This window comes from Comamonas sp. BIGb0124 (assembly GCF_003752175.1).
Classification (GTDB): domain Bacteria; phylum Pseudomonadota; class Gammaproteobacteria; order Burkholderiales; family Burkholderiaceae_C; genus Comamonas_F.
Genome location: NZ_RJVF01000008.1, coordinates 1,011,378 through 1,035,427 on the forward strand (window position 1 = coordinate 1,011,378; position 24,050 = coordinate 1,035,427).

Below are 24,050 nucleotides of genomic sequence, written 5' to 3' on the forward strand. Positions count from 1 at the left end.
GTTAGCGGAACAGCCAATGCGTAGCTCGCGCCATCGCAAAAAGCACCTTGCTCGAGTTCTTTTCAATGCCAGTTCAAGCTTGATATCACTCGGAAATTGCGGCCACGCCGATTGTTTTTCTTGCTTCATTGAGTTTGTAGGTGACTGAATGAGCGCCAGTATTTCCGTTCCACCCGGCCTCGCCTATGGCGTAGACGAGGTCATTCCCGCCGTGTTGCCGAGCACCGACGTCAAGTCAGCGGCCTACCAAGTCGCTCACAGCTACCCCGGTGGCCTCAAGTCTCTGGCTCATGCCATGGACATGCCGCTGAGCTCGCTCGAGAAAAAGATCAGTCCGTCCAACGAGACCCACAACCTTTCTCCTGCTGAGCAACTGCTGTTGCAGCATCTCACCGGCAAGGTCACCGTGCTCCAGGCCATGGCCCACTCGCTGGGTTATGTGGTCGTCAAGGCTACCCCCGACCAATCGGGTGGCGATGTGTTTGAGGCATTTGCGATCCAACAGCAGTCGCAGAGCGACTTCATGCGTTCGATCGCGGACCCGCTTGCCACCAGCGGACTGGATGGGTTCACGACGGGCAACGAGATCCGCCGTATCGATTACTGCGCACAAGAACTGATCACAGCCACGTTCAATCTGGTCGGGGTGATGTTCTCGCGCAAGCGACCTACCCCGTCGGCCAACTGAGATGCAAGTCAATATCCAGTTGCAGGGCTTGGAAAAGGTCCAAAAGCTGATGGACAAGCTCAGCGGTCCAGCGACGCGCCAAGCCATGGCCAAGGCGATCAACGACACCGGGTTCCAGATCCGGCGGACGATGCAAAACGAGATGCGCAGCGTCTTCGACAGACCGACAACCTACATCACGAGTAGTCCGCGCGTCCAAATGGCGACGCCGGAAAAGCTCACTGCAACCGTTCTTCCGACCTACGCGGGCGGCAAGGGCATCGATCCTCAAAAGATCCTCGATGCGCAGGCACACGGTGGGCGCCGAAACGACAAACGCAGCGAAGTGTCGCTACGCAAGGCGGGCATTCTGCCGTCGGGATATCAAACGGTGATCCCCGCGACACCGTACCCCGGAAGCGACGACGGCCGCGGCAATATCCGCGGCCCATTTCTTGTTCAGTTGCTCAGCTACTTCCAGGCCTTTGGTGAGCAGGGGTACCGCGCGAACATGTCCAGCCGGACCCAAGCCAAGTTGCACAAGGGCAACGACAAGGTCGCCGGTCGTCGTTACTTCGTCGCTTATGGCCGGCTGAGGGGTGGGCGTAGCGGCCACTTGCCGCCCGGCATATGGGCGGCCCAAGGTACGGGTGGCGTCGACGTGCGCCCAGTCCTTTTGTTCGTTCGCCGGGCCAGCTATCGCCCATTGCTGCGCATGGACACAGTAGCTCGCAAAGCCAATGCGAACGAATACCTCGCACGCCGCATGCGCAAACACATCCGTGACGCCGTGGGCGTCTGATCGCACAACGACAAGGACATCTCAAACGTGCAGGAAAACTATCACACCGTCGTCGACCAGATGGAAGCGTTCGGCATCAAATTTCGCAAAACGGATCTTCCACTTAAAACGGATCAGGCGAAGCGAAAGACGTGCGGCCTTGGTGGCAAATGGTGGTACCGCGTCTACGAGTTCAAGCCGAAGAACAGCAACAGGACCTTTGTGGTCGGCAGCTTCGGCAGCTACAAGACTGGGGACTGGCAGAAGGTCGACGTGAACTGGGAAGGTTTGAGCGACGAACAACGTGAACAGGCCGCTCAACAACAGGCAGATGTCGAGGCCGCGGCCGAGCAGCAGCGCAAGATGATCGCGCACCAAGCCGCCCTGTCTGCGGTCGAGGTCTGGCGGCGTGGCCGGCCTGAGGGGCAGTCTCCTTACCTCGAGGCGAAAGGCTTGGTGGGCGAGTCGTGCCGTTACGTGCTCGAGGACGTGTGGATGATCGTCGACGAAGACGCGGACGTATTCGAGTACTCGGCATCAGGAACACCAGCTCGTCCCAAAGAGCGTCGTGTCCAGTTGCCTGTTGGCACGCTGCTGCTACCGATGATTCGTTACGACCTGGCTCGAGAGCAAGCCCTGCAGGCCGTTCAACACGTGTTGCCCAACGGACGCAAGATTTTCACCAAGGGCTTCCACAAGCCAGGCTGTGCTCTTCGGCTGGGTGAGATTGGAGAGGATCCGTGGCTGATCATGATGTGCGAAGGCTACGCCACTGGATTGAGTGTGCGCCTGGCCATCGACTGCCGCTTTCCGGTTTTCGTGGCCTTCGATGCCGGCAACCTCATGCCGGTAGCCCAATTGTTGGCCGACAAGTATCCAGATGCGCACATCCTGGTTTGCGCGGATGACGATTGGACAACCCGTGATCAGCTGACTGGCAAGCTCAACAACCCGGGCAAGACAAAAGCCAAGGCTGTGAGCCGTGCCGTGCCCAATACCTCCTGGATCTGGCCGGTTTTCGAGAACGTGATCCGCCACCCAAAGGATACGGATTTCGATGACCTACGCCGACGCGAAGGTCTCGACATTGCCAGGGCCCAGATCGGCGGGGTGGTGAAGCATCTGGAGCGGCGATATGGTCGATAAGCCGGTCACAGACGACCGTTGGTCGACCACTGACGCTGGCGTGCAGCCAGCGTCCACCTCGACTCACGGCGCGGAGGCGCCGCATGATGGACCCGACGCATGCTGCGACGCTGTAGACGGCGCTGGAGCCAACGGATCCCAAGCCACCACCGATGGCGCGAATGCGCCATCGCACGTCACCCTCGGCGCGGACGCGCCGCTGGATGAAGCTCTGTCTTCGAACGTGGCTGACTTTGGCGCAGCGCTCAGGCAGCGTCACGCTGCTGATTTATCTTCATCTTCTGCAGCCGCTCCCCTCTCCCCCGAAAAGGCGCCAGCGCCCTCAGGTAGGAGGGGGGGTAAGGCCGACGCAAAGAAAAAGGGCGATGGCGGGGGCGGAAAGCCGCCTCCTAAGCAACCGGACTGGGGCAAGTACAACTACCTGGTCAAGAATTTCTCGTTGATCTACGGCACAGATACGGTCTGGGACGATGAGCACCGCCTCACCATGAAGATCTCGGCTATGGCCCACGCGCACGGCGGCGACATGGTGAAGATGTGGAAGGCGTCCGAACAGCGCAGGACGGTTTTACTCACAAACATCGTCTTCGATCCGACAGCAACCTGTGATGCGGACACCTGCATCAACCTTTTCGATGGCATGGCGCACGAGCCCGAGCCCTGCCTGGACGAAGAGATCCAGGTGATGCTGGATCTGCTGCGCCACCTTTGCAGTGACTGCGATAGCGGCGCCACAAAAATCGATGATGTCATGCACTGGGTGCTGTGCTGGCTGGCTCTGCCGCTTCAGAGGCCCGGCACAAAACAGCAGACCGCCCTCGTCTTTCACGGGGCCCAGGGCACTGGTAAAAATCTTTTCTTCGATTGCATCAAGCGCATCTACGGCAAATACGGCGCGATGATTGGTCAGACCGAGCTCGAGGACAAATACAACGCTTGGCTCAGCGCAAAAATGATGCTCGTCGCCGATGAGGTGACCACCAGGCAAGAGCTGTATCACAACAAAAATAAGCTCAAGTGGCTGATCACCCAGACCGACCCAGTCCCGATCCGCGCCATGCACGCTGACACACGGTGGGAGACCAACTATTCGAACCTAGTCTTCCTATCGAACGAGTCGAAGCCATTGGTTCTGGAGCCCGGTGATCGACGAATGCTGGTGGTTTATACGCCCGTCCCGGCCGTCGAGTCGCTGTATCGGCGTGTAGCCGATTTCCTGGCCGATGGAGGAGAGGCCAAGTTCTATGACTACCTGCTGCGGTACGACATCGGCGACTTTCACCCCCACGTCAAGCCCTTGATGACCGAGGCCAAGAAAGACTTGATCGTCCTGAGCATGCAGGCGCATGAGCGATTTCTGCACGAATGGTTTGAGGGATTTCTGCCTCTCCCCCTGCGGGTGTGCTCTGCTGAGCAACTCTACAAAGCATTCATGCGTTGGGCTGACATGGCTGGAGAACGCTACCGCCCGAATCGTGAAGCGTTCACACGGGAGGCGCGGCGCTATGTTGTTGAAAGGGTGGACCTTGATGCGAACGGCAAACGGTGCCAGCCGAAGCTGTCATACAAGGTCATCAACGTCCGAAGCCCCGAAACTTCCAATGGTCGAAAGGCCATGCGTTGCTGGATTCCAGATGGATGCGGCATTCCTGAAGATGGTCAATCTGAAGGTGATTGGGCCGCCGCTGGCATCGATGCATTCACCACATCGCTCAATAAGTTCTATTATTCGGACCGAGCACCTGGCATGAGCGGTGGACAAGAGGACGGTAATGACTGAGCCTCGCCATCCCTTGACAGAAGAAAACCCAGGTTTTATGCGGGTTCCAGCGTCATTTCCTCGTTTACGCCCTGTCGTTACGCGCGTTACGAGTTGCGTTACGCCGCTAGGCCCCGTCGTTACGTGTGTTACGCGTGTTACGCGACATTTGTCACACATGTGTGTGCGTGCACATGTGTGCAGACGCGTACGTACCTGCGTGTATGCACACGAGGCAAAACCGCGTAACACGCGTAACACGCGTAACCATGCGGGTTTGCGGCGTAACGCACTGCGTATCACACGTAACCATGCGGCCTGCGAGCGCATTTCACCTGCCTGCGCCTTATTCCATGCGGGTTCCCGTTCCCTCACACGTTTCTTTTTTCAAAAAGAAGTTGGAATAGGGTTAAAGCTGTTTGTCTTGGCAGCGATCAATGCGATTCCAGGCCCTGCAGCGCATTTCTGTTCGTCACTGCGCCCTACCCCTTGCCAACCCTGCCTTGACCTGCCTGCGGCCCGCCCTGGACCGCGCGCGCCCCGATGCCGTGTCGGTCTCTCGCGGCTGGCCGCTGCCCCTCTGCCTCCGTCGCCCTCGATGCACCGAGGCGGTGCACTCCAGCCAAGTTCGGCGGGTCCTCCCGGACCAATGTCGATTGCGGGTAATTCGAACCCCGCCGAATCTCTAGTTCTCACAAGTTGTATGAGGTAAGTAAGCATGAGGATCGTTGGTCAGACTGACATCAGCGCTATATTTGGAGTAGCACCCAAGACGATCACGGAGTGGCAAAGCCAGGGCATGCCCGTGGCAGTCCAGGGTGGCCCGGGGATCCCGAGCGAATACGAATCCGACGACTGCATTCGGTGGCTGGTCTCACGTGAGGTGTCCAAAATCCAAGGCGAGTCGCCCAAGGATCGGCTTGACCGGCTCAAGGGCGATCAGATCGAGTTCGAGATGGCCAAGGAACGGCGCCAATACATCCCGGCCGACGAAATCGCACCGGTGTGGGAGGGGGCTGTTCTGCAAGCCCGCGAGTTTTTGGTTGGCGAACCCGGCCGCGTCGCGAACCTGTGTGTGGGACGGGACCGTGCACAGATTGCCGAGCTGCTCACCGCCACGTTTGACGGCTTCCTGGCCCGCTTGGCCCAGTCGGTCTCGATCGACGACGAGTCGAGCGATGCAGACGATGAGGGTGAGGAGGAACTCGAATGAGCGTGCCGCATGTACCCGCTGCCAGCTCGCACGCTCATTGGGCTCGCATGGCATTGCGCGGCATGTTCCGTCGCACCTGGTCCAAGCTCAAGCCGCCGCCGCGCCTCAATTGCGCCCAGTGGGCCGCCAAGAATCGATGGCTGAGCGAGGAGGAAAGTGCCATTCCTGGCAAGTTCAAATGGGCGGTCTCACCGGCCCTTGAAGACATTGCCATCGCCTGCAGCAGACCGGGCGTGCGCAAGGTCGTAGTTCAGAAGTCTGCACAGGTCGGTTACACCGCCGGCATCGTTTGCAATGTCATCGGCTACAACGTGCATTACCGGCCCAGCGTTATCGTGGCGCTCTTTCCTCGCACCCAGTCAGCCAAGGATTTCTCAACCGAAAAGCTTGAACCGACTATCCGTGCAACGGCAGTATTGGCCAGCCGCATCGAGCTGCGCAGCCGCGCCCTCGGCAACTCGACGCTGCGCAAGAAATTTCCGGGCGGCCTGCTCAAGCTGGTGGGGTCCAACAGCCCGGCCGACGTGAAGTCGACAAGCGCCCGCATCGGTATTGCCGAGGAGCCCGACGACGTGTCGAACGACGTGCGGGGCCAGGGCAACAGCTTGCGTCTGCTGCAGGAACGTCTCAAGACCTACGGCGACAGTCTATTTCTGCTCGGTGGTACACCCACGGCCAAGGGGGCCAGTGCCATCGAAGCCGAGATGCAGACCACCGACAAGCAGTACTTCTACGCGCCTTGCCATGGCTGCGGCGAAGCGCACATCGTCGGTTGGCAGCATGTGACCATCCCACAGGACACCGAGCAACCGCCTCGCGAGGTCTACAACCACCACTGGTGGGAACGCGCGTACTACACCTGCCCCCACTGCGGCGAGACCTGGAGCGACGACCAGCGCATTGCCAACATTCGTCGCGCGAAGGCCGCCGGCTTTGGCTGGCTGGCCACGGCGAAAAGTGAGAACCCTGGTTTCTACCTCAACGAGCTGCTGAGCACATTCGACGGATCTCGCGTGCCAGTCCTTGCAGAAAAGTACCTGGTTGCAAAGGACAAGATGGATAAGGGCGATCCGTCAGACATGATCGCCTTCCGCAACTCCACCGAGGGGCTGCCTTGGGAGTACAAGGGCGAGCTGCCAGAGGAGGATGAGCTGCGCAACCGAGCCGAGCCTTACGCCGAGTGGTCCTGCCCAGCTCGTGCATTGGAGCCCGTGATGATGGTCGACGTCCAGCACGATCGCGTAGCGGTCACGGTCTGGGTGTTCGGCCGCGGTGAGGAGATGTGGCTTGCACATTGGGGGGAGTACTACGGCAAAACCGTAGTGGCCCACCAGGGTGCTTGGCTTGAGCTCGAGGCGCTGCTCGATCGACGCGTCCGCAATTCCCTGGGTGTCGGTCTGCGCATGAGAGCCATCGCAATCGACTCCGGTGACGGACAGACCAGTGAGGCGGTCTACTCGTTTGTACGGAAGCATCACAAGGTCGAGCGACCGGTGTACGCCGTGAAGGGTGCATCGGACGATGTCGGCAAAGTCGAGATCTGGCAGCCACCCAAAGCCATCGACCCGAATGGGCGATCAACTAAAGCCAGTCGGATGGGCATCGTGGTGCACATGGTGGGCACGGCAAAAGCCAAAGATTTGATCCTGGGATGGTCCGAGGATGCAGGTCGCGTCCGGCTATCGGGCGATGGCCCAGGCCACATGCATTGGTACGAAGGTGTGCGAGACGACTTTTTCGAACAACTGCTGGGGGAGATCAAGATTCCCAGTCGTACCAACACACGCCTCCGCGTCTGGAAGGAACGACGTGATCGAAACCATGAAGCTCTGGACTGCACGGTCTACGCTGTGTGGTGCTACCGGCAACTGCGCCTCCATTTGCGCAAACCGGCCCAGTGGGATCTGGCGGATTTCAGGATGCGTCAATCGCCGCTCATGGAGGTCGACGGCGATCTGATCGCGTTGCCCGACCCGGCATCGCATGAACTGGAAACGTCACCAGTTGAACGCACCACACCTACTACCCCCTCTCCCTTCGAAACGCTTCCGCTGACACCAGCAGCACCTGCAGCACCGCCTGCACCCAACTTGCGCCGCCCCCCTGCCCCTGCCCCTGCTCCGGCCCGATCTGGCCGGTCGTTTGCCAGCCGCGAATGGTCTTTCCGCAGATGAAACACGTGAACAAAAATCTAACCCCCGGCCAGGCCGACGACATGGCCGTCCAGCTCGAGCAAGAGATCGTCGAGATCCTGCTGCAGGAAGGTGGCATGCATGAGCGTGACGCTGCCCTGCAGGCTACGGTTTTGGTCAAGGGACTGCGGGAACGCCTTGGCGGGCAGCGTCTAGGTACACGAGGGCTCTACATCCCTGCTCCCGACAAGAGCTCGCGAGATGAGGCAATCCGGCAGGAATGGAACGGCAAGAATCGTCGCGAGCTCATGCGCAAATACAACGTGCGGCGATCTCGCTTCTACGAAATCATCAAGGGCAAGCCCAACCAGGTGGTGGTGGCCCTCTCGCATTTGTGTCCGGTTTCTTCCCATGAAACCGGACAAGAAAAGCAATAGCTTCGGGGAATTTCCTCGGAGCACACCATGCCAGCCATCACTCAAGACGACATCGACAACCTCGACAAAGCCATCGCCAGCGGAGAGCTCACCGTCACCACGCGCAACGGCACGGTGACCTACCGCTCGATCAGCGAACTCAAGGATGCTCGCACTCACTTGCTTCAGGTTCTGAATCCCCAGCGCGGCCGCACCTTCGGCGGCGTGTCCGTCAGCTTGGCACGTTTTGATCGCTAAGGGGCTCGCATGAACCTCTTTGACCGCGCTGTTGCTTGGGCAGATCCGATCATCGGCCTGCGCCGGGCCCAGGCTCGCAAGGCTCTCGCCTACTACGAAGCGACCCAGCCAGGTCGCATGCGCAAAAATCGTGTTGGCAACCCCAGTCCGAATCAGTTGACGAGCATGAGCGGCAAACAACTGCGCGACCATGCCCGTTACCTAGAGCGCAATCACGATCTCACCCGCGGTGCATTGCGCACCATGGTGAACAACATCGTGGGGCCGAATGGCATCGGGATCGAGCCCCAACCGAAACGCATGGACGGCAGCATTCATGAGGAATACGCGGCCGGTTTACGGGAGATCACACGCCAGTGGCGTAGACGCCCCGAGGTGACCCACAAAATGCATGCGGCCCAGATGGAACGCATGATTTGCTATTCGTGGATCCGCGATGGCGAGTGCTTCGAACAGAAGGTCATCGGTCAGGCGCCCGGCTTGCTTCACGGCTCAGCGCTTCCATTCTCACTCGAGGTTTTGGAAGCGGACTTCGTCCCACTGGACTACACCGACACCAGCCGGAGCATTCGCCAAGGCATCCAGGTCAACGCCTGGGGCCGTCCCATCAACTACGTGGTCTACAAGGGAGATCCACGTGAAGGCATGACCTGGCTATCTCCCGGCGATCTGAAGTTCGTTCCTGCTGGCAACGTCATCCACGTCAGCACCCTCGATCGACTGCACCAGGATCGCGGTGTCTCCGAGTTTGCAAGCGTTTTGACCCGCATCGAGGACCTGAAAGACTACGAGGAGTCGGAGCGCATCGCAGCCAAAGTCGCGGCCTCATTGACCGCGTATGTAAGGCGTGCGGCTCCAAGCGAAGCCGGCTACACAGGCCCCATGGAGGATCCGAAAACAGGCGAGGCACTGGCCCGCGAACTGTTCATGGAACCAGGGATGATTCTTGAAGGGCTGGCACCAGGTGAGGATATTGGCCTGATCGACAGCAACAGGCCCAATCCCAACCTGGTGAGCTGGCGGGCAGGTCAATTGCGGGCCTATGCCGCGGGCCTTGGTGCCAGCTATTCAAGCATCAGCAGAGATTACAACGGCACATACAGTGCGCTTCGGCAAGAACTGGTCGAGCAGTGGGTGCACTACGCAGTCTTGACGGATGACTTCATCGGGATGCACAGCCAGCCGGTGCACTCCACGATCGTCCAGGTCTCCCACCTGTCGGGCTTGCTGCCTATTCCGAAAGATGTGAAGCCAGGAACTGAGGACGAGTGTCTGTTCATCGGGCAGTCCATGCCCTGGATTGACCCGCTGAAAGAGGCGCAGGCTTGGTTGTCCCTGGTGCAGGCAGGCTTTGCGAGTGAGGTAGAGGTCATCCGCAGGCGCGGGGGGAATCCACGGGATGTGTTGGATCAGGTATCGGAATTCCGAAACGAAACCGCGAAGCGGGCCTTAATGTTCAACAGCAACGCGGCGACCAAAACCGCCGGATTATCACCAACGGATCCTCCCGCTGTTGCCGAAGAGTAATGGCGAGTGCAAGATCGAACAGAATGGCGTTTTCATCACATGGAGGGACCATGAATAGATTGATCATCGTCGGCCTGTCAGCGCTATTGGCTTCGTGTGCTCAACCGCCTAGATCCGCGTATACCCCAGAGGTCTACCAAATCAGCGCACCCTTTGATGCTGAAGCTACTCGCTCGCAGCTCGAGACGGGGACTGCGACGGTTTCGGGAACAGCATTCCTTCGTCAAAATGGCGGCGGCGTTGTGACTTGCGCTGGATCGCCGGTGCATCTGTTTCCGGCAACACCCTATGCGAAAGAGCGAATCGAGAAAACGTACATCGGTGGTCCATCGATCTCCACCCCTCGCTACGTGCAGAGCTTCGGGAACTCGAATGACTACACGGTTTATCCAGACCCCCCTGAGTTCGCTAGATTGAAGAAGTCCACGCTTTGCGATGCTCAAGGAAATTTTGAATTCAAGAACTTAAAACCTGGCTTGTACTACCTCGCGACCAAAGTGGAATGGCACGTAACGACTGTGCAGGGTGGCGAACTGCTGGCCTTGGTCGACGTTCAAAGCAACGACCAACCACGGTTGATCTTGACGCGTCCCTAGTCACCTCGCTCAGTTGGAAATCGGATGTAGCACCAGTGCCTGCCCACAGTAGAAAACAAATGGGCTGACTGCCCGCTCACCGTCTCCACGAAAAAATCGTCCGGTTTCTTCCCATGAAACCGGACGCTTTTTTTTGGAGACTGCCTGCACTCAACAACTCCGAGGCAGGCCATGAGCTGGTTCCGAATCAACAGAAAAGCACCTATGGCCGCAGCCGCTGCCGGTGTGATCGCGGCCGCCACCATCCATATTTATGGCGATATCGGAGAGAGCTGGTGGGATGAGACGGTATCGGCCCGTGGATTCGTTGCCGAGCTCAACGAATTGGATGTCACCGAGATCGATGTTCGGATCAACAGTCTGGGCGGTTCGGTGCCGGACGGCTTGGCCATCTACAACGCGATGCGCCGGCACAAAGCCAACATCACGGTGCACGTGGATGGCATCGCTTACTCGATCGCCAGCCTGATCGCGATGGGCGGCGACAAGGTTCGCATGGCCAGCAACGCGCTGATGATGATCCATGCACCCTGGACTGTGGCCGCAGGCAACAGCGCAGAACTGCGCGAGATGGCCGACCAACTGGACACCTGGGCGACTGCCATGTCGACCAGCTACGCCAAACGCACAGGCGATCAGCCTGCTGCGCTTGCCTTGCTGACAGACGGCAAGGATCACTTCTTCACTGCAACCGAAGCACTCGAGCTGCGCCTCATCGATGAAATCGGTGACGAAGTCGCACCGATCGAGGCGTCTGTTCGCGGCCTCGACCTATCCCGTTTTCGCTCGCTGCCGGCCGCGCTGGCTCAGAGCAATCCCCCTGCCGCACCCGCGGCGCAACCTCAAGGAAGTCAGATGACGACTAAAACGAATCCCCCCGCGGCCGGCGCTCAACCCGGCGCGACTGCAGCACCTGGCCAGCCGGCTCCTGCAGCTGGTGGCGGCACAGCCCCCGACGCTGCCGCCCAGACGGCTATTTTTGCCGCCGACCGCCAACGTCGCACCGACATCCGCTCTTCGTTCTCGTTCTTCGCAAGTCACGAGGGTGTGGATGCGCTTCGCCAGGCGTGCGAGGATGATCACACCGTGACCGTCGAGGCAGCGGGCGCCCGCCTGCTGGCCCATCTGGGTTCCCAGGCTGCTCCCATCGCAGGCGCACGTCGCGTGACGACCGTCGAAGATGAAGCCGACAAGCGCCGCACAGGCGTTGTCGCCTCCCTGCTCGTTCGCGCTGGGTACGGCAGCAAAGAAGATCGAGCCAATCATGGCGCCAATCCCTGGCGCGGCATGACGCTCCTGGAGCTGGCACGGGCCAGCCTGCGTTCGTCAGGCCTGAGCGAGCGCAGTATGGACAAACGTGATCTGGTCTCTGCGGCCTTTACGCACTCCACGAGCGATTTCCCTGTGCTGCTGGCCGATGTGGTGCACCGCACCCTGCAGTCCGCCTACGCCACCCAAGCCCTGACCTGGCGGCGTTTCTGCAAGGTCGGGCAGGTGAGCGACTTCCGCGAGCACAAGCGGATCCGCATCGGCTCGCTGGGCAACCTGCAGGAAAAGAACGAGCTGGGCGAGTACAAGAGCATTCCGCTGCCGGACGGCGAAACCGCCAGCGTCTCGGCCGGCACCAAGGGCTACATCATCGGCCTGAGCCGCGAAATCATCATCAACGATGACTTGGGTGCGATCACCGATCAATCCGCTGCCATGGGGCGTTCGGCAGCGCGCACGGTCGAATCCGACGTGTATGCGACGCTGGCTCTCAACAATGGACTGGGCCCCGTGCTGGCTGACGGCAAAACCCTGTTTCACGACGATCACAAGAACGTGGCTCAGGCTGCAGCAATCACGACCGAATCGGCACATGCCTACCGCGTGCTGATGTCCAAGCACAAGGACATTTCGGGGAACGACTTTCTGGACATTGCACCGGCCATCTGGCTGGGCCCGATCGGCTTGGAAGCCCAAGCCAAGTTGATCAACCAAGCGCAATACGAACCCAGCACGAACAAGAATTCGCAAACGCCCAATATCTCATTGGGTCTGTTTCGCGACATCGTGGGCACGCCCCGCCTTGCCGGCACCCGTCAGTACGTGTTCGCCGACCCTCAGACCGCCCCCGTGCTGGAGGTGTCGTTCCTGGATGGCATCGACACCCCGTTCATCGAACTCGAAACCGCATTCAACACAGACGGTGCCCGCTGGAAGGTGCGTCTCGATTACGGCGTCGATGCAGTGGACTACCGCGGCACGGCGACGAACGCCGGTCAGTAAGCGCTGATCGCCCTGCCCTCAACGAATCAGGAGAAAACTAATGGCACGCAACTTCATCCAGCCCGGCAACGTGCTGGACTATGTCAACACCTCCGGTGCACTCATCACGTCGGGTTCGGTGGTCGCCGCCGGCAACTTGCTCGGCGTGGCTCTCGTCGACATCAAGCCCACCGAAATGGGCTCGGTCCAGATCGATGGCGTATTCGAAGTGCCCAAGGTCTCCGGCCAAGCGATCGCACAAGGCGCTGCGGTGCTTTACGACGTCTCGGCCAAGGCCTTTGCTCCGGCGTCCGCCGCTGCTGCTGCCGGCGACGTATCCGGTGGCAGCGCGGTGGCATTCGACGCCGCAGCAGCGGGTGCGACCTTGGTGCGCATCAAGTTCACCGGTGTGCCAGGCGCCGTCCAGGGCGCTTGACGATGCGACCAGGCCGCTTTGCACAACTCGAGAATCGCGTTGATCGCGCGATCTCTCGGCACGTATCGAACGTCATTGCCGTTTACCAGCAGGGCAATTCGGCTCAACTGCGCGATGTGCCCGGCTTCTTCACCGAGGAACCGCAGTACCTCGAGGACGGCAGTGTTTCGACCCCTATACCGCACCTGGATCTCCTCAGGGCCGATGTGCCGGCCCTAAGCGAACGAGACCATTTCACCTTCCTGGGCAGACGGTACAAGGTTGCCGAGGTGGTTCCGGGCGGTGGCGGCCGAGTTGTGGTTCGCCTTCACAGCGGAGCCTGACATGGCCGACAACGTCCAGCAGCAGATCCTCGAGGCAGTCCAGTTGGTGCTCAAGACGGCAGATCTTGGGGTGGTCGATGTGCATCTCGACCATCCCAATCCCTTGTCACTTGTCGACCAACTGCCCGCCATTGAGGTCGAGGCTGGACCTGAGGGCGAAACCGTTTCCGGTGTCGGTGTGTCCAGCCTTGAGGAACGTGTGTTCGCAGTGCGTGTGGCGTGCCTGGTTGCACAGCTAGATGGATATGCCGCGGCAGCCCGTTCACTCGGGGCTGCAGTCGAACGTTTGCTGGCTGAGCCCACTTTCATGCCTGCCGGCAAGAAAAGCCGTTGCCGGCTCAACAGCAGCGAAATCGTTCTGACCAGCAATGCAGAGAGGCCCATGGCGGCCTACCAGCAGATCTGGAGAGTCACCTATTTCACCCGGCGCGGTGCGCCGGATATTCCTTTTTGAATGGAGAGCGTCATGGACGTTCAAATTTGGTCCGATGTCGACGTCGATGTGCAGTCCGAACTGGGCGATGCAGTCCCCATCAGTTCCATCAGCAAGGCCGTCGATGCCGTCCTGGGGCTGGATGCTGGCCACGGCTTGGCAGTGGGCGACCCTGTCCTGCTGCGCGTTCGTGGCATGCGCGAGCTGGACTACAAGGTGGCCCGGGTGAAGACGGTGGCTGGTGAAAACGTGACGCTTTCGGGTGTGGATACGGTCGATTCCAAAGCCTTCATCTCCGGCACGGTTCGCAAGATCACCTTCGGTCTGAGCGCAGAAACCTTCACCGATGTCACGCCCAGTGGCGGCACGGCTGAAGACGTCAACATTCGCACGATTCACGGCAAGAAGGACTTCAGCCGGCCGGGCAACGAGGCGCCTCTTGTGTACGAGTTCGGCTCGCTATGGGACCCGTCTGACCCTGCCATCGTCGAACTCAAGAAAGCCTCGAGATCTCGCCAGATCCGGGCGGTTCGCTTCGGCTTCTTGGATGAAACCGAAGTGCTTTTCGCTGGCTATCCGTCGCTCTCGAATGCTCCCAGCGGCTCTGCCGGCGCCGCTGTGACAACGCCAGTCCGCATCAATGTTCGGGGCGAACTCACTGCCTACGCAGGTACGGGGGTTTGAGCATGGCTCTGGTAAAGCGCTCCGACATTCAGATCCCCGACATTCCGCGTGAGGTCGAACCCGTGCCTGAGCTAGGTGGCTCGGTCATTCTGATCGGTCTATCCCTTACTGACCGCCTTGCCAATGATGCCTTGTCAAGACTGGATCAGAAGCCGGGCGATGGGGAGACAGTTGAGGATGCCCACGCACGCGCAGGTGCTGCTGGTGTTCTTCGGGTTCTGTCGAAGTGCGTCTTGGGTGAGGGAGATCAGCCTTTGATGAATCAGTCCGAGTGGAATGCCTTCGGGACCAAACATCCTTTAGTTTCGATCCGGCTTTTCAACCGGATCCAGCGACTGGATGGCGTGACGGCTCAGGGCGAAGCCGAGCTGGAAAAAAACTCATAGCCCAGCCTGACCGCCAGTTCGCATTTGCGCTGGCGGCCCGGCTGGGCTGCACCGTTGCAGAGTTGGGTGAAAGACTTTCCTATCGTGAATTTGCCGAATGGAAGCTGGTTTTTTCTCATGAGCAGATGCATCCGGCTAACGATATACGCCGCCATTCGGAACTGTTGGCAGCGACTTACCAAGGCGCCTCTACTCGTCGCGATAAGCGGCCGTGGCAATGGTCTCAATTCTATGTACAGCCTTGGTCTAGTCCGATCCACGTGAGTTTCCCAGGCAGGCAAGAAAAGTTGAAGACGGCACGAAAGGGCGTCCCCCGCGAACACATTCTTGCCCATGTGAAACAAATGAATGCCCGCATCAGGAAATGAGGTCATAGGTGTCAAACGGTCAATCCATCGATATTTCTGTCAACGGGAAAAACAACACACGAGCCTTGTTTGTCGCCGTCAGCAAAGATATGGCGGCGATGCGCGACGACATCGGTGTTCTGGGTGGCGCTTGGGGCAAAGTCAGTCAGGTTATGGCGCTTGCCATCGGAGGAATCAGCGTCGGCGGAGTGATGGCCAAGTTTGTGCAGGAGACACGTGATGCGCAGCGAGAGCAAGGCCAGCTCTCATCAGTGTTGAGGGCGACAGGTGAAAGCGCCGGCTATTCCATCAATCAGCTGAACGACATGGCCGACGTATTGGAGGATCGAAGTATTTTCTCAGGCGGCGAGATCAACAAAGCTCAGACTGCCATGCTCGAGTTCACAGGCGTCGCTGGCACTCAATTTCCGAGAGCCATCCAAGCTGCGGCCGACATGGCTGCTCGTCGAAGCATGGACATTGCCTCTGCGGCCGAGACCATCGGGCGTGCCCTGGACGTACCCAGTCAGGGTTTGACGGCCTTGTCGAAACAGGGGTTCCGATTTTCGGAGGAGCAGAAAACCCTGATCAAGTCGCTCGAAGACACTGGGCGCATTGCTGAAGCGCAAGACATCATCCTGCGCACGCTGGAGGGTACCTATGCCGGTGCGGCTCAAGCTGCACGCGATGACTTCGGCGGCTCTCTTACAGCATTAGGCAACAAACTCAGCGGGCTGATGACCGGTGGCGACGGCAGTTTGAATGGCGCCGCTGCGGCCGTGAACACTCTCACTGATTCGCTTGGTGGTCAGGAATCCAAAGAGGCCTTTGAGCGCATGACAGGCTGGCTGGACGGGATCATCACACGCCTGGCAGAAGTCGGTGCCAGTGATGTGCGCTCCCTCATGCTGCTGTCCAAATATTCCAATGGCGTAGGTGACGCTGTTGTCAACATTGGTTTTGCAGGCGGGTTTGGCACTGATGAAGAAAAGCTCAAGGCCGCGAATGAAAAACTGCTGACTGCTCAGTCCGATCTGGTCAAGCTTGAATCTCAAGGCGAACGCGTCAACAAGATCGCACTTCAGCACGTTCAAAACACCGTCAAAGATCTTCAGCGAGCAGTGGGCTACTACTCCGAGATGGTGGACTTTGAAAAACAACGGGTCAAAGCTCAAGAAAACGTGGCCCTGGATCAGCAGAACTCGATGCTGCTGAAGAACTACCGAACGCGTGCGCCGGCAGTCACCCTCGATGCCAGCAAAGTGGGTGACTCCGAGGAACAAAAAAAGCTCCGTGAAAAGTACGCATCCGATGCGCAGAAGCTCCAGAGCGAACTGGACAAAGCGCGCAAGGCCTTCGGCGGCACCATCCCGGCAGATCTCGAATCGCAGATCCGCGCCCAATTTGGCAAGGCCGGCGTAGCGGCCAGCAAAGCTCTTTCCGAAGCCCTGGCGGGTGCCAAAGAGTCCTTCGACGGTGTGGTTCCTAAAGAGGTGGTCGACCGGGTCAATCAGGTCTACAAGACCGATGGCATCAAGGGCGCCCAGCGCGAACTGCAGAAGCTTGCGAAAGACTACAAGACAGCGGCTGATCGTGAAGACGCGATGCAGAAGCTGCTTAACGATACGGCCAATGCTCGAGTTCAGCGAGCACAGGATGCTGTCGCAGCGTACGAGGCTGAAAACAAGCAAGCCCTGGAGAATCTCGAACAGATCGGTCTGAGTGCCGAGGCGCTGCTGGCCCTGCAGAAGCGCCGCATCGATGACGCGATTGCCGTGAAGGAACAAACGGTTGCCCAGTTGCAGAAGTCAGGCGCGGACGAGCGTGAGATCGAGGCACTTCGTGAACAAATCCGCCTGCTGGGTGAACGCAAGGTCATCCTGGGAGACACATCCGCAGCCGAGGCTGCCAAGGTCGAGCTGGACAAGGTCAACGAATTCACGGTCCAGGCGGCGCGAAACATCCAAGACGAACTGGGGTCGACCTTAAAGGCCACTCTGACCAGCAACTACAAGGATATTGGCGACGCCTGGGAAGACATGATCATCGGCATGCTCGCCCAGGCCGGTGCAGCACAGCTCTCAAGCGCGCTTTTCGGCGACTACGGCACCACCAACAAGATGGGCGGTTTTGTGGGCTCTGGCCTCACTGCGCTCTCCAGCTACTTTGGCGGCGGCGCATCCACAGCCAGCACACCGGATTATGAGAGCGTGATCGGCATGCTGGCGGGCAATCGTGCCGGTGGTGGCGGTGTCGGTGCCGGCAAGCTCTACGAAGTCAATGAAACCGGCGCCCCCGAGCTGCTCACCGCCGGCGGCCGCACGTTCTTGATGATGGGTGCTGGCGACGGCTGGGTCTCTCCGGCCCAGGCTGCGGCCGGCCAGGCTGTGTCGCGTGGCTCGGGCGTACCAAACGTCAACGTGACGCTGACTGGTGCAGTAGGCCAGCCGCAGGTATCGGCGTCGATGGGCTCCGACGGCTCCCTGAACATCGGCCTGATCTTCTCTCAATTCGAAAAACAGGCCGCAGCCAACATCGCCATGGGCACCAGCCCCATTTACACGGCCACGAAGAACCGCATGAGCGAGGGGGATCGCTGATGGCCACCCTTCCTCTGGACCTGGACATCCTGCTCGACGGCTTCGGCGAGTCGTTCGATCCGTCTGTGTTGCGCACGGCCATGGAGCGTGGGGTGCCCAAGGAACGCCTGATCAATTCGCGCGTGCTCGAGCGGCTGCAGTTCTCGATCATCTTCGAATCCGAGGAGGCGGTCGCCGGTTTCAACTCATGGTACTTCGACACCATCAAACGCATCGGCTGGTTCGATATGGAGGATCCGCGCACCGGCGCGTTTCGATCGGTGCGCTTTGTCAAAGGCGATATCGGAACCCTCACGCCGATGGTCAGCGGTTTTGGCCTCAGCCGGCGGGATGTGACCGTGGAGTGCCTGCGATGAGCGAACAACTGTTTCGACGCAATCGCCAACGCGTGACCGACCTTTCGGGTGTGTTGGTGTTCCTGAAGATCGAGCATGCCAGCTTCTCCGCTCCGTTTCTGCTGGTCAATGACAGTCAAAACCATTTGAGCAACGGACTCACCTATGTCGGCTATCCGTTTGGATTCAAACTGCCCGACGACCGCAAAGGCGAGAACCCGCGCGTGCAACTGGCGATCGACAACGTTGGCCGCGACATCACGGGCGAACTCGAAGGGCTTGCCCCTGGCAGCACCGTCATGGCCACGGTGATGGTGGCCGATCGATCCGCTCCGGACTACTACCGGTGGGTCACCAGAATGCCGTTGTCGACCGTCCAGGTGACTCCAGAGCTGGTCACAGCGAACGTCGGGGTCGACTTCCTCATGCGCAGATCTGCGGTGCTGCTGCGCCACGATGAGCGTACCTCGCCGGGGATCTTTCAATGACGATTTCCCTCGAGCAACTCGGGCCGTTGATCGGCCTGCCGCACTGCGATCGCACCCACGACTGTGCCGACTTGGTGATGCAGGCGGCGGTCCATCTCTACGGCCGTGAGATCTCGCTGCCCCAGGCGCGTCCCCGTCCTCGTGGCACGGCCAGCCGCGCCGCAGCCCTCGGTAGGGCGCTGACGGATCTTGCGCGGCGTGTCGATTCACCCGCCGATGGTGACCTGGTCCTCATGACGGATCTGGGCTTCTCGCGACCCAGCCACATCGGCATGTATTTTTTCGTGGGGCACGAGCACCGCGTGCTGCACAGCAGCCAGGGTGTCGGATCGAGCAGGCTGCATCGCCTGAGCGACCTTCCGCGGTTTGGATTGACGGTCGAGGGGTACTACCGATGGAAATGACCCCACGCGAGCAGGATGCGGTAGCCATGGTCGACGGCAAGCCTGCCGATCTTTTCGACCAAGCTGGCCGACTGATCATCTCGCCCAACCTGTTGGGCGGTGAGGGCCGCATCAACGTCGAATGCGACTTGCAGCCTGGGGAAAGCCTGGCTGTCTTTCTGCGCCGGCACGTCGACGGCCTCGATCGGGGTGGCTGGCTGGTCGAGATCGATGGCTGCCGCGTGCCGCAGCCCATGTGGTCACGGACCTGGCCGCGCCACGGCACCGTGATCACCGTACGGGGGCTCGTGCACCAGGGAGCTATGCAGATCGTGGCCATGGCCGCCCTGGCTTACTTCACCATCGTCACGGGCGGCGCTGGTGCTGCACTCATGGGCGCTTATGGCGGCATCGGTGCCGCAGCCACGCTGGGTGCCGCAGGCTTGGCGGCCGTGACAGCCGGCATCAATGTTGCGCTCTACATCGGCGGCAGCCTACTGATCAACAAGGTTTTGGGCCCAAAGAAACCGACGGCCGGCGCGATCTCAGCCGAGCAAACCTACTCGCTCACCAGCACCAGCAATCGGGCCCGTCAGTACGAGCCCCTGGCTCTGCTGTTGGGCGAGGTGCAGTACGCGCCCGACTATGCCTCGCTGCCCTACACCTGGTTCGAGGGTGATGATCAGTACCTGGGCGCAATTTTTCATGCCGGTTTGAACGTCAATCGCTATGAGGGTGACATCCTCAACGGCGACACATCGCTCGCGAACTACGAGGAAGTCGAGGTCTTCGACTCTGCGTTCCCCGGCATGGCCGAGCAGGCGATTCCGCTGTACAGCAACCCGGACACTACACAGGGCGGCGAGCTGGTGAATGGCGGGGCCGGTCTGGTTCGCACGGCGTCACCCGATGCTGTGGCTCTGCAGGTCGACATCGAGGGCTCGCTTTACGACTTGACCGGCAGCGGCAAGACCAGCATCAACTCCGTGACTGTCTATGTCGACTACCGGGCCATCGGGGCCGAGGCCTGGATCCCTGGGGCTGAGGAGCGAATCTCTCATGGGTCCACCAAGCCACTGCGGCGCACGCTCAATGTCAGCATGCCGCGCGGCAACTACGAGGTGATGGTGCGGGCTGGCCTGCCCCAGTTCAACGATGGCGACGGCAAAGACGCCTGCACGCTCAACTGGACCCAGCTCAAGACCCTCCAGGCCGACGATGCCGATTACACCGGCATGCCGCGGCTGGCCCTGCGCATCCGATCGAGCGGCCAGCTCAACGGTGCGCTTGAGGAGGTGAAGATCCGAGGTGTAGCCAACCCGATGCCGGTGTGGGACGGCTCCGCCTGGCAATCGGCCACCAGTCGCGACAACGGCCTGAGCAATCCAGGCGCCGAGATTCTGATGCTCGCCCGCGGCATCTACATCGACGGACGCCTCGTGGCAGGCCTGGGCCTGGATGACGACATGATCGACATCGAGCGGATTAAGGCTTTCATGCTGCATTGCTCCGCCAATGCCTACAGCTACGACCGGCTGATCGACAGTGAGATCGGCATCGGTGAGTTGCTCGACGATATCGCGCTGGCCGGCATGGGGCAGATCACCTGGGCTGGTGGCCGTCTGGGGGTGTCCTGGGCCGCGCCCGACCAGGTGCCTGAGGGCGTGGTCAATATGGCCGTGATCAAGTCCGGGACTTTCTCGGTGAATTACTCGCTGGCCAGCTCGGCCGATGGCATCGAATACACCTACTTCGATCGCACCGTGTGGGCGAATCGCACCGTCCGTGTGACCGCACCGGGTGTATCGACCTCCATCAATCCGAGCCGTGTCACGGGCAACGGTGTAACCGAAGCGAGTCACGCGGCCCGCATGGCGCGGTATCACCTGGCGCAGTCCATCTACCAGTACAAGGACATCGGGTTCGACACGGATCTCGAGCATCTGGACTATCGCCGAATGGACATGCTCCAGCTAAGTCACGACATGACCCAGTGGGGCTACAGCGGGCGGCTGTACAGCGAAGCCGAGCTGGAGGGCGGGAACGTGGTGCTCGAGCTCGACGAACCAGTGCCGGCTGGATCCACGCCCTTCATCGGACTGCGCATTCCGGGGGAAAAACAGTACCGGGTGTTTGTCGTTGAGCCGCCGGAGGCTGAGACCACCCGCATCAGGCTCACAGCCCCCTGGCCCAGCGACGTGCCTATGCCAGGCTGGCCCTTCCAGGATGGCCGTGCCGATCCTGACAACCCTGCACACGACACGATCTGGATCTATGGCTTCACCGCTACGCCCGGGTATCGCGTCCGAGTGGTCGAAATCTCCCCCACAGACAACCTCGAAGGGGCGAGCGTCGCTGTGGTGCCTGAAGGCCCCGAGTTCTGGAACTACGTCATCAATGGTGAGTACGAACCGCCGGCCAATGAGTCGCTGCTGCCCGGCGATGTGCTGCCGGTGGCCAGCAACCTCAAAGTGACGGAACAGCAGATCGTCCAGAGCGGCACGACCTTCACCGAGCTGACGGTGTCCTTCGACATCCAGGGTAACCTGGACCATGCCGAGATCTGGGCCGCCCTCGAGGGCTTGGAGCCGGTTTGGGTCGCCACGACCTACACCCGACAGGCCAGTTGGCGTGCGGATCTCCCTGGCAATTGGCTGGTGCAGGTGCGGCCGTTCTCGCCCACACGGCCTGGGCCTGTTGCCAGCCTCTATTACGTGACCACCACGGTAGACGCGCCGCCGTGGAACTACAACGAATTCAGCGTACAGGAGATCGCGGGCGGCATGCGCCGTTATGTGTTCGCCTACACCAGCGATGACCCGCCGATCGATCTCGAGGGTGCCGAGATCCGCTATCTCGCCGGCACACACGTCACGCCCGCATGGGATGCCATGACTCCCCTGGGCGGCGATAACGGCTTCTTCACCGCCCAGTTCGACAGCGCCCTGCCTCAGGCCGGCCTGTGGACTTTCGCGCTGCGTGCTCGGAACAAGTCACGGCAGTTGTCGACGTCGATGCTGGTGTTCCAGGCGGCCCTGGGCGATAACTTCGAACAGGTGCAGACCAAGGATCCGACGCCGCCACCAGATGTTGCTGGATTGACGGCCACGGCCGGCATCACGGGCGTACTGGTCGACTTCACGGCCCCCACCTACACCCAGGGCCACGGCCATGACCGCACGGTCATCTACGCCGCCGAGGTGATCGACGGCGCGCCCGCGCCTTCTTTTGCCGATGCCCGCGTCCGCGTCGAGCCTTACGGCCCGCCAGCGGCCATGGGCAGCGACCCGGCCACCACCTGGGACATCTGGGCCAAGCACCGGACGGTCGACGGCGTGCTATCAGCCAATGCGGCCGGGCCGGTGCGTGTGACCACGGCTCAGGATCCGACCAAGCTCATCGAGGCGCTGGAAGGCGCCATTGGCCAGCAAGAGCTGACACCCGAATTCCAGGGCGAGATCGCCCAGCAGCAGGGCCGCACCGACACGCTCGAGGTGGAGGTCCGTGGCGCCCGCCGGCGCGAAGACGATGAAGGCATCCTGGCCGACGTCATCAACCAGTGGACCAGCCGCGCCGCCATCCGCGAAGTGCGGCAGGTGGTCGCTGGCATTGATGGCACCCTGCAGGCGACCTGGGCGGTCGAGATGGAGCTTGACGCCAATGGCCACCAGCTCGCCGGCGGGTTCTCGCTGATCGGTTCCTCCGGTGAGGAAGGCAGTCGGCTGGACTTCGGGATCCTGGCCAATCGTTTCTACATTGGATCGCCCATCGGCGACGGCATCGAGCCTGTAACTCCTTTCATCGTGGTGACCGTGCCGGAGGAGATCAATGGCGTCGAGGTGCCCCCAGGCGTCTACATGCGCAGCGCGGTCATCATGAACGGCTCAATCACCAGCGCGCAAATCGGCAATGCACAGATCGACAGCGCCAAGGTGCTGAGCCTGGATGCCGCGCTGCTGACTGCCGGCGAAGGCATCATCGGCGGCCGGCTGCGGTCGGCCAACTACGCCGCTGGCGAGTCGGGCTGGCTCATTCATCCCAATGGCACCGCCGAGTTTTCGGGTGTGGTGGTGCGCGGCACGGTCTACGCCACGGCCGGCACGGTCGGCGGCTGGACCATCGGCAGCACCGAGATCCGCAGCAGCAACTTCGTCGCCGGTGCCCAGGGCGTGCGACTGGGCAGTGGCGGCCAGGTCGAGATGCGCAGCGCCGACAGCCAGCGGGTGCTGGACCTGCAGGCATCTGGATCCGCGCCGGTGCTCAAGGTGCCGGGCCTGGAAGCCCGCGCCGACGGCTCGGCGACCTTCGGCGGCGCCCTGCAGGCAGCTTCAGGCACCTTCTCGGGCGACCTGCAGGCCGCCGGCGGCACGTTCAAGGGCACGCTGACCGCCGATGCCGTCAACGCGGTCCAGGAAGTGAACATCGCCGGCAACGCGGTGTCGGTGACAACGGCTGGCTTGGCCGGCGACGTGGGCACCGAGCAGTGGACGTCGGGCAATGACGTGATGTACCAAAACGCGGTGCAGATCTACGTCGAGCCCAGTGCGCATTCCAAAACGATTTTCTGGTCGGCGTATGCCCGTGGCATGGGGGGTGGCACGACCCACCGCTGCCGGATCCGCATTCAGTTCCTGGTCGACGGAAACGTGGTCGATGAGCGCGAATTCCTGAATGCCGATGGCTACTACTTCGTTGACACGACGGGCGAGAACCCCGTGCCGGGATGGATTTATCCCATTGAGCACAACTCCGTCAATGGCCAGCACCTCGACACCGCCAACACCGGCCGGACTTACGCGCTGCGCGCCGCCATCGGTGGCGATTTCAGCGAAGGCTATGTGCGCGTCCTGCGCTCCCAAATCACAGCAATCACCCTCAAAAAATGAATAC

At 60.7% G+C, this 24,050-nt stretch carries 20 protein-coding genes; all 20 read left to right on the plus strand.

Going from position 1 to position 24,050, the window contains the following annotated elements:
- Positions 1 to 148 precede the first annotated feature (148 nt).
- The 20 genes from EC845_RS05790 to EC845_RS05880 all read left to right on the plus strand — a co-directional run bounded on the left by EC845_RS05790 (position 149) and on the right by EC845_RS05880 (position 24,046).
- The gene (locus tag EC845_RS05790; protein WP_123296214.1) at positions 149 to 688 is read left to right on the plus strand and encodes a phage regulatory CII family protein; all 540 of its coding nucleotides are present in this window, start codon (positions 149 to 151) and stop codon (positions 686 to 688) included.
- A gap of 1 nt (position 689) precedes the next feature.
- Positions 690 to 1,469, plus strand: a complete 780-nt coding sequence (locus EC845_RS05795; RefSeq protein ID WP_123296215.1) for a hypothetical protein — start codon at positions 690 to 692, stop codon at positions 1,467 to 1,469.
- A gap of 27 nt (positions 1,470 to 1,496) precedes the next feature.
- A complete protein-coding gene (locus EC845_RS05800; RefSeq protein ID WP_233597937.1) occupies positions 1,497 to 2,594 on the plus strand; it encodes a toprim domain-containing protein in 1,098 nt (365 codons plus the stop codon).
- Entirely contained in the window at positions 2,584 to 4,374 is a 1,791-nt protein-coding gene (locus EC845_RS05805; RefSeq protein WP_148077252.1) for a primase-helicase family protein, read from the plus strand. Before EC845_RS05800 ends, EC845_RS05805 begins: the two co-directional genes overlap by 11 nt.
- A gap of 697 nt (positions 4,375 to 5,071) precedes the next feature.
- Positions 5,072 to 5,566, plus strand: a complete 495-nt coding sequence (locus tag EC845_RS05810) for a terminase small subunit (RefSeq protein WP_123296217.1) — start codon at positions 5,072 to 5,074, stop codon at positions 5,564 to 5,566.
- Positions 5,563 to 7,740 (plus strand): terminase gpA endonuclease subunit, encoded by a 2,178-nt coding sequence (locus tag EC845_RS05815; RefSeq protein ID WP_123296218.1) that lies wholly within the window; start codon positions 5,563 to 5,565, stop codon positions 7,738 to 7,740. The genes EC845_RS05810 and EC845_RS05815 overlap by 4 nt, the downstream gene beginning before the upstream one ends.
- Entirely contained in the window at positions 7,737 to 8,135 is a 399-nt protein-coding gene (locus EC845_RS05820; RefSeq protein ID WP_233597938.1) for a Mor transcription activator family protein, read from the plus strand. Before EC845_RS05815 ends, EC845_RS05820 begins: the two co-directional genes overlap by 4 nt.
- A gap of 27 nt (positions 8,136 to 8,162) precedes the next feature.
- Complete coding sequence (locus EC845_RS05825; RefSeq protein WP_123296220.1) at positions 8,163 to 8,372, plus strand: phage head-tail joining protein; 210 nt, start codon at positions 8,163 to 8,165, stop codon at positions 8,370 to 8,372.
- Positions 8,373 to 8,381: 9 nt separating this feature from the next.
- Positions 8,382 to 9,899, plus strand: a complete 1,518-nt coding sequence (locus tag EC845_RS05830; protein ID WP_123296221.1) for a phage portal protein — start codon at positions 8,382 to 8,384, stop codon at positions 9,897 to 9,899.
- 50 nt (positions 9,900 to 9,949) lie between these two features.
- Positions 9,950 to 10,495: a hypothetical protein gene (locus tag EC845_RS22085; protein ID WP_148077253.1), complete on the plus strand. Its 546-nt coding sequence runs from the start codon at positions 9,950 to 9,952 to the stop codon at positions 10,493 to 10,495.
- 171 nt (positions 10,496 to 10,666) lie between these two features.
- Positions 10,667 to 12,766 (plus strand): ClpP-like prohead protease/major capsid protein fusion protein, encoded by a 2,100-nt coding sequence (locus EC845_RS05835; RefSeq protein WP_123296222.1) that lies wholly within the window; start codon positions 10,667 to 10,669, stop codon positions 12,764 to 12,766.
- A 40-nt stretch (positions 12,767 to 12,806) separates the two neighbouring features.
- Positions 12,807 to 13,181: a DUF2190 family protein gene (locus EC845_RS05840; protein WP_123296223.1), complete on the plus strand. Its 375-nt coding sequence runs from the start codon at positions 12,807 to 12,809 to the stop codon at positions 13,179 to 13,181.
- A gap of 324 nt (positions 13,182 to 13,505) precedes the next feature.
- Positions 13,506 to 13,958: a hypothetical protein gene (locus tag EC845_RS05850; RefSeq protein WP_123296225.1), complete on the plus strand. Its 453-nt coding sequence runs from the start codon at positions 13,506 to 13,508 to the stop codon at positions 13,956 to 13,958.
- A gap of 12 nt (positions 13,959 to 13,970) precedes the next feature.
- Positions 13,971 to 14,621, plus strand: coding sequence for a phage tail tube protein (locus tag EC845_RS05855; RefSeq protein ID WP_158615633.1), 651 nt, complete (start codon positions 13,971 to 13,973; stop codon positions 14,619 to 14,621).
- 2 nt (positions 14,622 to 14,623) lie between these two features.
- The gene (locus EC845_RS05860; RefSeq protein ID WP_123296227.1) at positions 14,624 to 15,007 is read left to right on the plus strand and encodes a hypothetical protein; all 384 of its coding nucleotides are present in this window, start codon (positions 14,624 to 14,626) and stop codon (positions 15,005 to 15,007) included.
- A gap of 376 nt (positions 15,008 to 15,383) precedes the next feature.
- Positions 15,384 to 17,954, plus strand: a complete 2,571-nt coding sequence (locus EC845_RS05865) for a phage tail length tape measure family protein (protein WP_148077254.1) — start codon at positions 15,384 to 15,386, stop codon at positions 17,952 to 17,954.
- A complete protein-coding gene (locus EC845_RS22310) occupies positions 17,954 to 18,310 on the plus strand; it encodes a hypothetical protein (protein WP_158615634.1) in 357 nt (118 codons plus the stop codon). The genes EC845_RS05865 and EC845_RS22310 overlap by 1 nt, the downstream gene beginning before the upstream one ends.
- Complete coding sequence (locus EC845_RS05870) at positions 18,307 to 18,777, plus strand: DUF1833 family protein (RefSeq protein WP_158615635.1); 471 nt, start codon at positions 18,307 to 18,309, stop codon at positions 18,775 to 18,777. Before EC845_RS22310 ends, EC845_RS05870 begins: the two co-directional genes overlap by 4 nt.
- Positions 18,774 to 19,181 (plus strand): C40 family peptidase, encoded by a 408-nt coding sequence (locus EC845_RS05875; RefSeq protein ID WP_123296230.1) that lies wholly within the window; start codon positions 18,774 to 18,776, stop codon positions 19,179 to 19,181. The genes EC845_RS05870 and EC845_RS05875 overlap by 4 nt, the downstream gene beginning before the upstream one ends.
- 26 nt (positions 19,182 to 19,207) lie before the next feature.
- Positions 19,208 to 24,046, plus strand: a complete 4,839-nt coding sequence (locus tag EC845_RS05880) for a host specificity factor TipJ family phage tail protein (protein WP_158615636.1) — start codon at positions 19,208 to 19,210, stop codon at positions 24,044 to 24,046.
- The last annotated feature ends 4 nt before the right edge of the window (positions 24,047 to 24,050 follow it).